Source organism: Streptomyces sp. NPDC127084 (assembly GCF_042724175.1).
Lineage (GTDB): Bacteria > Actinomycetota > Actinomycetes > Streptomycetales > Streptomycetaceae > Streptomyces.
This window is the reverse complement of the sequence record NZ_JBHXFA010000076.1, coordinates 18,354-31,169: the sequence shown is the minus strand read 5'-3', so window position 1 is coordinate 31,169 and position 12,816 is coordinate 18,354. Positions and strand designations below refer to the sequence as shown.

Annotated in this window: 11 protein-coding genes; 8 read left to right on the top strand and 3 right to left on the bottom strand. The window is 69.6% G+C overall.

Going from position 1 to position 12,816, the window contains the following annotated elements; genetic code table 11:
• Window positions 1-363: 363 nt before the first annotated feature.
• Together ACFWI9_RS18950 and ACFWI9_RS18945 are read left to right on the top strand one after the other, a co-directional pair.
• A complete protein-coding gene (locus ACFWI9_RS18950) occupies window positions 364-1,176 on the top strand; it encodes an SAM-dependent methyltransferase (RefSeq protein WP_387163397.1) in 813 nt (270 codons plus the stop codon).
• Entirely contained in the window at window positions 1,173-3,371 is a 2,199-nt protein-coding gene (locus ACFWI9_RS18945) for a putative bifunctional diguanylate cyclase/phosphodiesterase (protein ID WP_387163395.1), read from the top strand. Before ACFWI9_RS18950 ends, ACFWI9_RS18945 begins: the two co-directional genes overlap by 4 nt.
• A gap of 73 nt (window positions 3,372-3,444) precedes the next feature.
• On the opposite strand, the gene ACFWI9_RS18940 is transcribed toward ACFWI9_RS18945, so the two are convergent.
• Window positions 3,445-4,356 (bottom strand): LysR family transcriptional regulator, encoded by a 912-nt coding sequence (locus ACFWI9_RS18940; RefSeq protein WP_387163393.1) that lies wholly within the window; start codon window positions 4,354-4,356, stop codon window positions 3,445-3,447.
• Window positions 4,357-4,452: 96 nt separating this feature from the next.
• Here ACFWI9_RS18940 and ACFWI9_RS18935 point away from each other — a divergent pair, with 96 nt between their 5' ends.
• The 6 genes from ACFWI9_RS18935 to ACFWI9_RS18910 all read left to right on the top strand — a co-directional run bounded on the left by ACFWI9_RS18935 (window position 4,453) and on the right by ACFWI9_RS18910 (window position 11,126).
• Window positions 4,453-5,157 (top strand): succinate dehydrogenase, encoded by a 705-nt coding sequence (locus tag ACFWI9_RS18935; protein ID WP_387163391.1) that lies wholly within the window; start codon window positions 4,453-4,455, stop codon window positions 5,155-5,157.
• Between the two features lies 1 nt (window position 5,158).
• On the top strand, window positions 5,159-7,144 hold the full coding sequence (locus ACFWI9_RS18930) for a fumarate reductase/succinate dehydrogenase flavoprotein subunit (protein WP_387163390.1): 1,986 nt from the start codon (window positions 5,159-5,161) through the stop codon (window positions 7,142-7,144).
• Window positions 7,141-7,896, top strand: a complete 756-nt coding sequence (locus ACFWI9_RS18925; RefSeq protein WP_387163388.1) for a succinate dehydrogenase/fumarate reductase iron-sulfur subunit — start codon at window positions 7,141-7,143, stop codon at window positions 7,894-7,896. The genes ACFWI9_RS18930 and ACFWI9_RS18925 overlap by 4 nt, the downstream gene beginning before the upstream one ends.
• A 152-nt stretch (window positions 7,897-8,048) precedes the next feature.
• Window positions 8,049-9,074 carry an alcohol dehydrogenase gene (locus ACFWI9_RS18920; RefSeq protein ID WP_387163386.1) on the top strand — a complete coding sequence of 342 codons (1,026 nt, stop codon included), beginning with the start codon at window positions 8,049-8,051 and terminating at the stop codon, window positions 9,072-9,074.
• 30 nt (window positions 9,075-9,104) lie between these two features.
• The gene (locus tag ACFWI9_RS18915) at window positions 9,105-9,737 is read left to right on the top strand and encodes a GPP34 family phosphoprotein (protein ID WP_387163384.1); all 633 of its coding nucleotides are present in this window, start codon (window positions 9,105-9,107) and stop codon (window positions 9,735-9,737) included.
• Between the two features lie 183 nt (window positions 9,738-9,920).
• Entirely contained in the window at window positions 9,921-11,126 is a 1,206-nt protein-coding gene (locus ACFWI9_RS18910; RefSeq protein ID WP_387163382.1) for a cytochrome P450, read from the top strand.
• 20 nt (window positions 11,127-11,146) lie between these two features.
• Here ACFWI9_RS18910 and ACFWI9_RS18905 read toward each other — a convergent pair whose 3' ends face one another.
• A complete protein-coding gene (locus ACFWI9_RS18905; RefSeq protein ID WP_387163379.1) occupies window positions 11,147-11,752 on the bottom strand; it encodes a TetR/AcrR family transcriptional regulator in 606 nt (201 codons plus the stop codon).
• A 132-nt stretch (window positions 11,753-11,884) separates the two neighbouring features.
• Entirely contained in the window at window positions 11,885-12,757 is an 873-nt protein-coding gene (locus tag ACFWI9_RS18900) for a 3-hydroxybutyryl-CoA dehydrogenase (RefSeq protein WP_387163378.1), read from the bottom strand.
• Between the last annotated feature and the right edge of the window lie 59 nt (window positions 12,758-12,816).

Here is a 12,816-nt window from a genome sequence, read left to right as displayed (position 1 = left end):
GGCGCCCCGGGGGGGGGCGCCACCATACACCCCCCCCCCGGGGTCCGCCCCCGCGGCCGCCCGGCCCCCCGGGCCTCGCTGGCTCCCCCCGCGCCGCACGGTTGTGGCGGCCTCACCCTGACAGGACAGCCGCGTGAACACAGCGCGAGCACAGCGGGAGTACAGGGCGGACACAGGGTGCGCTCAGGACGGGGACAGCCAGTAGACAGCCGGGCCGAGCGCACGTGTCGGCAGCATGTGTGACCAAGAACGGATCGGTAATTTCCGTTTCTGCTCGCTCTCTTGGCGGCCGATCAGTAGCCTCGGCTCGAACACAGGCCTCAATATGGCCGTACGTCCCGTGGCGACTTGTTGGAGACATCGATGGAGCGTCCCGCCTGGGCCCCACCGGGCATCGACATATCGGTGCCGAGTGTGTCCCGTATCTACGACTACTATCTGGGCGGTTCACACAATTTCGAGGTCGATCGGGAAGCAGCGCGCAAGGCCATGGAGTTCGTCCCCGGCCTCCCCAAGATCATGCAGGCCAACCGGGCCATGATGCGGCGGGCCGTACGCTACGCCGTGAGCGAGGGGATCACCCAGTTCCTCGACATCGGCTCCGGCATCCCGACCTTCGGCAACGTACACGAAGTGGCCCAGAAGGCCAGTCCGGACGCGCGCGTGGTGTACGTGGACCATGACCCGGTCGCCGTGGCCCACAGTCGCGCCGTGCTGGAGGGCATTGACCACGCGGACATCGCCGGAGCCGATCTGCGCAAGCCGCAGGACATCATCGACAGCCCCGAAGTGACCCGGTTGCTCGACCTGGACCGCCCCGTCGCGCTGCTGCTCGTGTTCGTCCTCCACTTCATCGAGGACTCCGACGAACCGCGCCGCGCCGTGGCCGCGCTCCGCGACGCGCTCGCGCCCGGCAGCATGCTGCTGGTCACCCACGCCTCCTACGACGGCATCCCGGTCGACAAGGAGCGGGTGGGCGCCGCGGTGGACGTCTACAAGGACATCCGCAACCCGCTGATCATGCGGACCCGCGAGGAGATCGCGGGATTCTTCGACGGCTTCGAACTGGTCGAACCAGGGCTGGTGTCGATGGCGAACTGGCGCCCCGACACCCCGGCCGAGCAGGAGGACCCATACGCCTTCTCCGGCTACGCAGGGGTGGGGCGCAAGGCGTGAAACTGCCGTCACAGGCGACGGGCTCGACGGCTGAGCCGAACTGCCTCGAGGACAGACTCCAGCGCTTCGCGACCATCTGGAGCCGGGCGATCTTTCCGGTCACGGCCACCTCGCTGACCCGGGCCGAGTTCGAACAGCATCTGCTGCCGCTCGCCCGCAGACTCAGCGACGCGCTGCACGCGCGCCTCTCCGGCACCGCCGCCAACGCCGCCGCACAGGCGGTCGGTGCGGCCCTGGTCGACGCCCACTGCACCGACCCGGACGCGCTCAGCCGCACACTGGGCGTCGTGGACGCCTACCTGGTCCTCTACTGCGGCAACGCCCAGGAACCCGCCGAGGACAGCCGTGCACGCTGCGCACGCCTCCAGCACGCCATCGCCGCCGGCTACGCCCTGGCCCTGCGCGAGCGCACCCTGAGCGAGCAGGAAGCCATCGCCCGCTCGGCGCTGGCGGCGCGCAGCGACGCGATGGAGGCGCTGCACGCGACCGAGACGCGTTTCCGCGCCGTGTTCGAGGGAGCAGCGATCGGCATCGGCATCGCCGATCTCGACGGCAACGTACTGGAGGTCAACGACACCCTCACCCGGATGTTCGGCGGCCTTGAGCACCACGTGCGGGGACGCAAGGTCAATGAGTGGGTGCATCCGGAGGACCGGCCCAACGTCTGGGACCTGCACGAGGAGCTCATACGGGGGGAGCGTGAGCACTTCCGGATCGAGAAGCCCTTCTACCGCAACGACGGCACCGTGCTGTGGACCAATCTCACGGTGTCGCTGCTGAGGGATCCCGAGGGCAGGCCGAAGTACCAGCTCGCCCTGATCGAGGACACCACCGAACGCCGGCTGCTCAACCTCCGGCTGCGGTACGAGGCCACGCATGACGCGCTCACCGGACTGCCCAACCGCACCCTGTTCTTCGAGCGTCTGGAGAAGGCGCTGGCGCTGACCGCGGGGGAGCGGAACCGGTTCGGGCTCTGCTACCTCGACCTGGACGGCTTCAAGGCCATCAACGACAGCCTGGGCCATGCGGCCGGCGACCGGCTCCTCGTGGAGATAGCCGACCGCTTGCAGAGCTGTGCCACCGCCCCCGGCGAGATGGTGGCCCGGCTCGGTGGCGACGAGTTCGTGGCGCTGACCACGGGCAGTGAGTCCGCCGGGGACACCGCGCACGAGACCCGCGAGCTGGCCGGCCGGATCCTCGGCGCACTGGCCACACCGGTGATGCTCGACGGGCGTGAGATCAGGGTTCGGGGCAGTATCGGCATCGTCGAGGGAGCCGCCGGGGAGCGCACTCCGGCGGAGGTGCTGCGCAGCGCCGACATCACCATGTACCGGGCCAAGTCCGCCGGCGGCAACCGCTACGAGTTCGCCGATCCCGAGGCCGACGCCCGCGCGATCACCCGCCATGGGCTGACCACGGCACTGCCCGCGGCGCTGGAGCGCGGTGAGTTCTTCATCGAGTACCAGCCTCTGGTCCATCTCGGCGACGGCAGTGTGCACGGCGCCGAGGCGCTGGTGCGATGGTGCCACCCCCAGCACGGTGTGCTCGGCCCCGACCGCTTCATCCCGCTCGCCGAGCACACCGGTCTCATCGTGCCGCTGGGCCGCTGGGTGCTCCAGGAGGCCGCCCGGCAGGCCCGCTTCTGGCAGGACCAGCGCCCGGCGGGCCGCGACGCCCGGCCGCTGAGGATCAACGTGAACCTCTCCCCGGCCCAGCTCCACCATCCGGGACTGGTCGCGGACACCGTGGACGTCCTGGAGCGCTCCGGCCTGGAACCGGGCGCGCTCTGTCTGGAGGTCACGGAGTCGGCACTGATCGGCGCGGACGAGGACCTCCTCAAGCCGCTGCGGCAACTGGCCGAGATGGGCGTCGACATCGCCCTCGACGACTTCGGCACCGGCTACTCGAATCTGGCGAATCTGCGGAGGCTCCCGGTGAGCATCCTCAAACTGGACCGATCCTTCACCCAGGGCATGCAGCAGCACCCCGCCGACCCGGTCGACATCAAGATCGTGGAAGGTATCGTCGCGCTGGCCCACAGCCTCGAACTCACCGTCACCGTCGAGGGCGTCGAGACCGGTGCACAGGCCGAGCAACTGCGGGAGCTGGGCTGTGACACCGCCCAGGGCTGGTACTACGCCCGCCCGGGCCCACCGGACCGTCTGCACGCGCTGTCGCTGGCCGACGCTGTGTGAGGCCTCGGAGGGGCCCGATCGCTGTCGGTGCCGCGGCGGACCAAGGTCGCGGCTCCGGGACGCGCCCCGCTGCTCAGCCTTCCGCGGCCGGGGCAGCCCCCAACCGCCCGTGCGAGCTCAGCAGCATCCGCTGGAGCTCCCGGGCGGCGCGGGGCGGTGCCACATCGCTGCGGTGTGCCAGGGCGATGGTCCGGCGCAGGCCGGGCGCGGCCAGCGGGGTCACCCGCAGATCCCGGCCGGAGCGTCCCGCGACCATGCTCGGCACCACCGCCACACCGAGTCCGGCCCTTACGAAGCCGAGTACGGCGTCCATCTCGCCGCCCTCCACCGTGAACGACGGCTCGAAACCCGCAGTCCGGCACGCGGCCACGGTCAGTTCCCGCAGGTCGTAGCCGTGGCGGTACATCACCATCGGCACACCCTGGAGATCGGCGATCCGCAGAGGCCGCCGCAAGGGCGGTGAGGCCGCCGAGCTCACCACCGCAAGATCCTCCTCCAGCAGCCGCACCGTTGTCAGGGACGGTCCCGGGACCGGCAGTGGCAGCACCACCAGCGCCAGATCGAGCGCACCACGCGCCAGCTCCCGTACGAGGTCGTGCGACCCGCCCTCGTCGATCAGCAGCTCGATGCCCGGGTGCCGGTCGTGGAAGGCACGAAGCACGTCCGGCAGCAGGCCCGTGCACACGCTCGGGGTCGCCCCGAGCCTGACCCGCCCACGCCGGAGCTGAGCCAGCTCCTGCACCTCGTGCCGGGCGGTATCCGCGTCTGCCAGGATCCGCCGCGCCAGCGGCAGCAGTGCCTCACCCGCGTCGGTGAGAGCGATGTTGCCCCGGGCCCGGCTGAACAGCTCGGCGCCCAACTCCCTCTCCAGCGCCCGGATCTGCTGCGACAGCGACGGCTGCGCGACATGCGTCCGCTCGGCGGCCCGGGTGAAGTGCCGGGTCTCCGCCACGGCCACGAAGTACATCAGCTGCTGGAACTGCACGGGTACCACGATACCCACCGTGATAGGTGCTTCCTATCGAGATGAGCGAAACCATGTCTTGGACCTCTTGTCCTCTCCGGTCCTAGCGTCATGGGCATGGCTCAGGCAACGCGGGCGGTCCACCGCCCGTCCATGACGCGCTCGCTCTGGCGGTCGACCGTCGGCAAGAAGACGGTGATGGCCGTGACCGGGCTGATCATGCTCGGGTATCTGGTCGTCCATATGCTCGGCAATCTCAAGATCTTCTTCGGCCGCGACGAGTTCAACGGCTACGCGCGGTGGCTGCGCACCCTGGGCGAGCCCCTGCTGCACTACGAGTGGGCGCTGTGGGGCGTCCGGGTGGTGCTGCTGGCGGCCGTCGTACTGCACGCGGTCTCGGCGTACCAGCTCAGCAGACGCGACCTCCGCGCCCGGCCGGCGAATTACGTCCACAGGCGGCCCCGGGCGAGCTACGCCACCCGCACCATGCGCTGGGGCGGGATCATCCTCGGGCTGTTCGTCGTCTGGCATCTGCTGGACCTGACCACGCTGACGGTCAACGAGAACGCCCAGCACGGCCGCCCGTACGAGAACGTCGTCGCGAGCTTCTCCACCTGGTACGGCGACACCATCTACGTGACCGCGATGCTCGCCCTCGGCCTGCACATCCGGCACGGTTTCTGGAGCGCCGCCCAGACCCTCGGTGCGGGCAACGCGTCCCGCGACCGCGTCCTCAAGACCGCCGCCGACGTACTCGCGCTGGTACTGACGGCGGGCTTCGTCTCGGTACCCGTCGCCGTCATGACGGGACTGGTGAACTGACATGCACGACCACATCGTCCGCGACGACCACAACGACTCCCGCCCCTACACGGCGTATGACAACGGGGAGCCGATCACCGACACCGCGGTACCGGAGGGACCGATCGCCGAGCGCTGGGACCGCCGCCGCTTCGAAGCGAAGCTGGTCAACCCGGCCAACCGCCGCAAACACACCGTCATCGTCGTCGGCACCGGACTCGCGGGCGGTTCAGCCGGCGCCACCCTTGCCGAACAGGGCTACCACGTCGTCCAGTTCTGCTACCAGGACTCGCCGCGCCGCGCCCACTCCATCGCCGCGCAGGGCGGTATCAACGCCGCCAAGAACTACCGCAACGACGGCGACTCCGTCCACCGCCTGTTCTACGACACCGTCAAGGGCGGCGACTTCCGCGCCCGCGAGTCCAACGTGCACCGCCTCGCGCAGATCTCCGTCGAGATCATCGACCAGTGCGTCGCCCAGGGCGTCCCGTTCGCCCGCGAGTACGGTGGGCTCCTCGACACCCGCTCGTTCGGCGGCGTCCAGGTCTCCCGCACCTTCTACGCTCGCGGGCAGACCGGCCAGCAACTGCTGCTCGGCGCCTACCAGGCGCAGGCCCGGCAGATCGCCGCCGGAAACATCGAGATGCATCCGCGCACCGAGATGCTCGACCTGATCGTGATCGACGGCCGGGCCCGGGGCATCGTGGCCCGCGACCTGGTCACGGGGAAGATCGACACCTACTTCGCCGACGCTGTAGTGCTCGCCACCGGTGGCTACGGCAACGTCTTCCATCTGTCCACCAACGCCATGAACTCCAACGCCACCGCAGTCTGGCGGGCCCACCGGCGCGGGGCGTACTTCGCCAACCCCTGCTTCACCCAGATCCACCCCACCTGCATCCCCCGCACCGGCGAGCACCAGTCCAAACTGACCCTGATGAGCGAGTCGCTGCGCAACGACGGGCGAATCTGGGTGCCCAAGGCCAAGAGAGACCGGCGACCACCCGCCGAGATCCCCGAGACCGAGCGCGACTACTACCTGGAGCGGATCTACCCCTCCTTCGGCAACCTCGTCCCCAGGGACATCGCCTCGCGCGCCGCCAAGAACGTCTGCGACGAGGGCAGGGGCGTGGGTCCCGGCGGCCAGGGCGTATACCTGGACTTCGCCGACGCGATCCGCCGTATGGGCCGGGACAAGGTCGAGGAGAAGTACGGCAACCTCTTCGACATGTACGAGCGGATCACCGCGGAGAACCCTTACGAAGTCCCGATGCGGATATACCCGGCTGTGCACTACACGATGGGCGGACTGTGGGTCGACTACGACCTCCAGACCACCATCCCGGGGCTCTTCGCCATCGGCGAGGCCAACTTCTCCGACCACGGCGCCAACCGCCTCGGCGCCTCCGCCCTGATGCAGGGCCTCGCCGACGGCTACTTCGTACTGCCCTCCACCATCAACGACTACCTCGCCCGCAACCCGCACGCCGCCCCGGTCGACGCCGCACACTCGGTGGTCGCCGAGGCGCTCGCCGAGACCGAGGAGCGGCTCCACCTGCTGCTCGCCGTCGAGGGTGACCGCACACCCGACTCCTTCCACCGCGAAGTCGGCGAACTCATGTGGGAGTTCTGCGGCATGGCACGCACGGAGACAGGCCTGCGCAAGGCCCTGGCCCGCATTCCGGGGATCCGCGAGGAATTCTGGCGGCGTATCAAGGTTCCCGGCACCGGTCAGGAGTTGAACCAGTCGCTCGAGAAGGCCAACCGGATCGTCGACTACCTGGAGCTCGCCGAGCTGATGTGCCTCGACGCACTCCACCGCACCGAATCGTGCGGCGGCCACTTCCGCGAGGAGTCCCAGACCCAGGACGGCGAGGCGGCACGCGAGGACGAGGAGTTCTCGTACGCCGCCGCCTGGGAGTTCACCGGCACCGGCAGACCCCCCGTGCTGCACAGGGAAGACCTCGTCTTCGAGTACGTCCACCCCACCCAGCGGAGCTACGCATGAAGCTCGAACTGCGCGTCTGGCGCCAGCGGAACACGGACGCGACCGGCGCCATGGCCACCTACGAGGTGGACGGGATCTCGCCGGACATGTCGTTCCTGGAGATGCTCGACACCCTCAACGAGGAGCTGATCCTGCGGGGCGAGGACCCCGTCGCCTTCGACCACGACTGCCGCGAGGGCATCTGCGGAGCCTGCTCCCTGGTCATCAACGGGGACGCCCACGGCCCCGAGCGCACCACCACCTGCCAACTCCATATGCGGGCCTTCGAAGACGGCGACACCATCGACATCGAACCCTGGCGGGCATCGGCGTTCCCGGTGGTCAAGGACCTGGTGGTGGACCGTTCGTCGTTCGACCGGATCATCCAGGCAGGCGGGTATGTCTCCGTACCCACCGGCGCGGCCCCGGAGGCCCATGCCACCCCGGTCCCCAAGGCCGACGCGGACCACGCCTTCGAGCACGCCGAGTGCATCGGCTGCGGAGCGTGCGTGGCGGCCTGCCCGAACGGATCGGCGATGCTGTTCACCTCGGCGAAGGTCAACCACCTCAATGTGCTCCCGCAGGGCGCGCCCGAGCGGGAGAGCCGGGTGCTCGACATGGTGGCTGCCATGGACGACGAGGGTTTCGGCGGCTGCACGCTTGCGGGGGAGTGCGCGACGGCCTGCCCCAAGGGGATCCCGCTGCCTTCGATCGCGGCGATGAACAGGGAATGGCTGCGGGCGGTGCGCAAGCAGGGCATGCAGGGGAGGTAGGGCGCGGCAACCGCCTCTGCCGCACTGCTCTCAGGCGGTGCGGCAGCGCGCTGAGCTGGTTCCCCGCGTCGGACTCTCGGCGCGCGGGATCGGCGGGGAACTGGTGTGCTGGATGGCGGGGGCAGTGACGCCCGTCTCCGGGAGAGATCCACATGAGTACGTACCGACTCGCGCAGGTCGCCACCGCGGGCGGCGCCTTCGAAGTCGTCGAGCGCGAGGTCCCGCAGCCCGGTCCCGGACAGGTACGGATCGCCGTGGACGCCTGCGGGATCTGCCGCAGCGACGCCATGTTCGTGAACGCGGTGCTACCCGGGGTTTCGTTCCCGGTGGTCCCCGGGCACGAGATCGCCGGGCATATCGAGGCCTTGGGCGAGGGCACCGAGGACCAGGGCCGGCAGGCCGGCGACCGGGTGGCCGTCGGCTGGTTCGGCGGCAGCTGCGGGCACTGCGCCCCCTGCCGTGAGGGCGACTTCATCGTCTGCGAGAACCTCAAGGTGCCCGGCTGGGCCTACGACGGGGGCTACGGGGAGGCGGTGATCGTGCCGGTCGAAGCCCTGGCCCGGATTCCGGACGCACTGACCGCCACCGACGCGGCTCCCCTGGCATGCGCGGGGGTGACCACCTACAACGGACTGCGGCGCAGCTCTGCACGGCCAGGCGATCTGGTCGCCGTCCTCGGCATCGGCGGGCTTGGGCATCTGGCGGTGCGATACGCGGTGGCGATGGGATTCGAGACCGTGGCGATCGCCCGCGGCGCGGACAAGGGCGACTTCGCCAGGCAGCTCGGCGCCCACCACTACATCGACAGCACCGCGGGCACATCCGTCGCCGACGTGCTCCAGTCCCTCGGCGGTGCCAAGGTCGTGCTGGCCACCGCGGCCAACTCCGCCGCCATCACGGCGACCGTCGACGGCCTCGCGCACCGCGGCGAACTGGTGGTGATCGGCGCGGACGTGGAGCCGCTCGGCATCAACCCGGCCCAGCTCATCATGCGTTCCGGAACCGTCCGCGGGCACGCTTCCGGTACCGCGCAGGACATCCAGGACACCATGGAGTTCAGCGCCCTGCACGGGATCCGACCGATGACCGAGGTCGTTCCACTGGACCGGGCCGGTGAGGCGTACGACAGGATGCTCTCGGGCGCCGCCCGCTTCCGGATGGTGCTCGCGACCGGCTGACACGGCACCCTGAAGGCGGATCGGATTGATATGACCACAGCACGGGACCTGATGATCATCGCCATGGTCATGGAGCCCGGCCGCTCCGTGGAACACGGCGACTTCTCGCTCGCCGTCGCGGGCGCCGAGATGATCGACCTCATCCGGGCCGGGGCTGTGACCCTGGACGGCGACCACATCGTGCCCGGCGGCCGCCCGGCCGCCGGCGACGCCCTGTTGGACCAGGCCGCTCAGTCGCTGGGCCACGAGCAGCCGTACGAGTCGGTTGACGACTGGCTGTGGCGCAGAGGACGGGGTCTCTCCACGACCTATCTGGGGGCGCTCGAGGCGGACGGTCTGCTCAGCAGGCCTCGCCGCCGAGGAGTGACCTTTCGCGCCGGGCGCGTCGAGCCGGCTGATTCACCCGCCCGTCGGGATGCCGTGGACCGCTGGGCGTCGGGCGAGCCCGTGCTGGCCGCCCTCGCCGCGGCGGTCCGGATCCGGCGCGAGGACACCGCTGACCTCGCCGGTTCCGCATCCGGAGCCGACGTACCGAGCACGGGCGACGACGCCGTGGACACCGTGCTCGCCGCCGTCTACGGCGCGCTGACGGAACTGCAGGCCCTGCGGCAGCGGCGCGCCATCGAACAGGCCGCCTTCGACAACATCTGGCGCGGCCAGTAGAAGGAGTACCGCCATGTGCCGCTGTACTCCATGAGGGGCAATCAGGGCGCCGGGAGGTGTCCAGGGCCGGTGCAGCGCGCACATAGACACTTGGGCGGGACACGACCAGGCCGGTCGTGTCCTGTTTCCGTACGACTTCCCACGAGCAGCGAGACGCGTCACACCGGAGCGGAGTGGTACACGATGGCCGAAGCGGGCGAAGCAAACCTCTGTCCGTTCGACTTCAGCGAAGCCCTGGACTTCGACCCCTCCCTCGCGGAGCTGATGGCCGAGGGCCCTATCACCCGGATCCGGTTGCCGTACGGCCGCGGGGAAGCCTGGCTCGTCACCGGGTTCGACGGAGTGAAGCAGGTGACCACCGACAGCCGCTTCAGCCGGGCCGGGATCATGGAGCACGACTATCCGCGGCTGACCCCGGAGCCGATCGTCTCCCCGGAGTCGATCAACGTGATGGACCCGCCGCGCAGCAGCCGCCTTCGGCGACTGGTCTCGCACGCGTTCACCCGGCAGCACGTCGAGCAGATGCGCGTGTCGATCGTCGAACTCGCCGACGAGCTGCTCGACGAGATGGAACGGCAGGGACCGCCCGCGGATCTGGTACGTCATCTCTCGGACCGGTTGCCTCAGCACACCATCTGCGAACTGCTCGGCATCCCCCGCGACGAGCGCGGCCAGATGCAGGACTACGCACACCGGCTGCTGTCCACGGGCGAGGACAGCCAGCAGACCGAGGCGAGTGCGAAGGCGGCGCTGCGGTCCTACTTCGACCGGCTGGTCAGAGAGCGGAGGCACAGCCCGGGCAGCGACCTGATCAGCGCGCTTGCCGCGGCGAAGGACGGCGAGGACGCCCTCGACGACCAGGAACTGACCGTGATGGCGCTGACCCTGCTGCTCAGCGGTCATGACACGGGCTCGTGCCAGATCAGCAATGTCTCCTACCTGCTGTTGACCCACCCCCAGCTGCTGGAACGTGTCCGCGACAAGCCGGAGAGCCTGAGCGCCGTCATCGACGAACTGCTCCGCTACATCCCCTTCCGCAAGGGGGTCGGCATCCCCCGGGTGGCACTGGAGGATGTGGAGCTGGGCGGGGTGACGATCCGGGCGGGCGACTTCGTCCACGTCTCGTATCTGACGGCCAACCGCGACCCCGAGCGGTTCGACGACCCGCACACCATCGACCCGGACCGGCCCCATCAGCCGCATATGACCTTCGGCTGGGGCGGCCACCGCTGCATCGCCGTCCCGCTGGCGATGGCGGAACTCGAAGTGGCGATCGGGCGGCTCGTGGAACGCTTCCCGCGACTGCGGCTCGCCATCCCGCAGGACGACGTCCGCTGGGACACGGAGACCATCAGACGCTTCCCGGTCGAACTGCCGGTGGCCTGGTAGCCGCGACGCGGCGTCCGTCCTCAGATCTTCGGGAACGCTCCGGAGACGCCGAGGGCGGGCGCCACCGCCCCCCACATCGCCGCCAGCGCCGAGTCCGGCGTCACCCGCGGATCGCCGATCATCAGCCGGATGCCGAACCCGTCGCACATGGCCAGCAGCAGCGTGGCCGTAGCGTCCACGTCGAAGCCCGCGAACTCGCCTGAGTCGATGCCCCGCCGCAGCGCGGTGCCGACCCAGGTGTGCAGCTGGTCGTACAGGTCCACGGCGAACTTCTGTGTGGCTTCATCGCGCAGTGCCCTGACCCACAGCTCCTGCCACAGCCGCCAGTCCTCCTTGAGTACCGGGTCGGTCGGCAGCAGGCTGTGCAGGATCCGCGCCAGGATCACCGAGGCCGGCACGGAGTCGGCGTCCCGTTCCAGCTCCGTACTCGTATGCGCGAACGAATGCGTCATCGCCTCGGTGAACAGCTTCTCGCGGTTCTCGAAGTGGTAGTGCAGCAGCGCCGTCGAGACACCGGCGTGCTCCGCGACCATGCGCATACGGATCTTCTCGAAGCCGACCTCGGCGATCACTTTGCACGCCGCCGACAGGATCCGCTCACGTGTTTCGCGAGTGCGTTCGGTCATGGCCACGCGGATACCCCCTGAGGTCGGTCCTGCGGTGCGGTCACTGCGTCGGGCCGCGCCGACGTCACCTCCCATCTTCGCGTATCGACGCCGTTGGCGGTCCCGGGGCCGGCGAGAGCCGAACGAAAGGCACTAGCTGTACGTGTGGAAGCCCCGGCCCGACTTGCGGCCGAGCAGCCCCGCCTCGACCATCCGGGACAGCAGGGGTGGCGGAGCGTAGAGGGGCTCCCGGAACTCCTCGTACATGGACTCGGCGATCGCCCGGGTCGTGTCGAGGCCGATCAGGTCGGTCAGTGCCAGCGGGCCCAGCGGATGCGCGCAGCCCAGCGTCATCGCACGGTCGATGTCCTCGACGGAGGCCGTTCCTGCCTCCGCCATCCGTACGGCCGCCAGCAGGTAGGGCACCAGCAGTGCATTGACGATGAAGCCGGACTTGTCCCTGGCCCGTACGACCCGCTTGCCGAGCACGTCCTCGGTGAACGCCTCGGCGCGCAGGACGGTCTCGTCGGAGGTCAGCAGGGACGGCACCAGTTCGACCAGCCGCAGCACCGGCACCGGGTTGAAGAAGTGGAGGCCGATCACCTGTTGCGGCCGTGAGGTGGCCGCCGCGAGCCGGATGACCGGGATGGAGGAGGTGTTGGTCGCCAGTACGGCGTCCGGGTTCCTCACCACCGCGTCCAGTCGGCTGAACACCTCCACTTTGACGCCCGCGTCCTCGGCGACGGCCTCCACTACCAGATCCCGGTCCGCCAGCAGGTTCAAGTCGTCGACGACGGAGATCCGGGCCAGTGCCGCGTCCCGGTCGGCTGCGGAAAGCTTGCCCTTGTCCACGGCGCGCCCCAGGGATTCCGCGATCCGCGCCCGGCCGGATTCGGCGGCGGCGCCCGTCTCGGCCACCACGACGTCCAGCCCCGCCCGCGCACATACCTCGGCGATCCCGGACCCCATCAGTCCGCATCCCACGACGCCGACCCGTTCGATGGGTGGCTGTCCGGCTTCGGCCATCGGTCTCCTCCTGCGTGGTGTTCGTGGTCTTCGTGGTGACCGTGGTCGCGGTCGTTCGG

What these genes read in the sequence shown, in the direction of transcription:
- ACFWI9_RS18950 (WP_387163397.1), top strand. Translation starts at nt 364, where the DNA reads ATGGAGCGTCCCGCCTGGGCCCCACCGGGCATCGACATATCGGTGCCG.
- ACFWI9_RS18935 (WP_387163391.1), top strand. Translation starts at nt 4,453, where the DNA reads ATGGCTCAGGCAACGCGGGCGGTCCACCGCCCGTCCATGACGCGCTCG.
- ACFWI9_RS18930 (WP_387163390.1), top strand. Translation starts at nt 5,159, where the DNA reads ATGCACGACCACATCGTCCGCGACGACCACAACGACTCCCGCCCCTAC.
- ACFWI9_RS18925 (WP_387163388.1), top strand. Translation starts at nt 7,141, where the DNA reads ATGAAGCTCGAACTGCGCGTCTGGCGCCAGCGGAACACGGACGCGACC.
- ACFWI9_RS18920 (WP_387163386.1), top strand. Translation starts at nt 8,049, where the DNA reads ATGAGTACGTACCGACTCGCGCAGGTCGCCACCGCGGGCGGCGCCTTC.
- ACFWI9_RS18915 (WP_387163384.1), top strand. Translation starts at nt 9,105, where the DNA reads ATGACCACAGCACGGGACCTGATGATCATCGCCATGGTCATGGAGCCC.
- ACFWI9_RS18910 (WP_387163382.1), top strand. Translation starts at nt 9,921, where the DNA reads ATGGCCGAAGCGGGCGAAGCAAACCTCTGTCCGTTCGACTTCAGCGAA.
- ACFWI9_RS18905 (WP_387163379.1), bottom strand. Translation starts at nt 11,752, where the DNA reads ATGACCGAACGCACTCGCGAAACACGTGAGCGGATCCTGTCGGCGGCG.
- ACFWI9_RS18900 (WP_387163378.1), bottom strand. Translation starts at nt 12,757, where the DNA reads ATGGCCGAAGCCGGACAGCCACCCATCGAACGGGTCGGCGTCGTGGGA.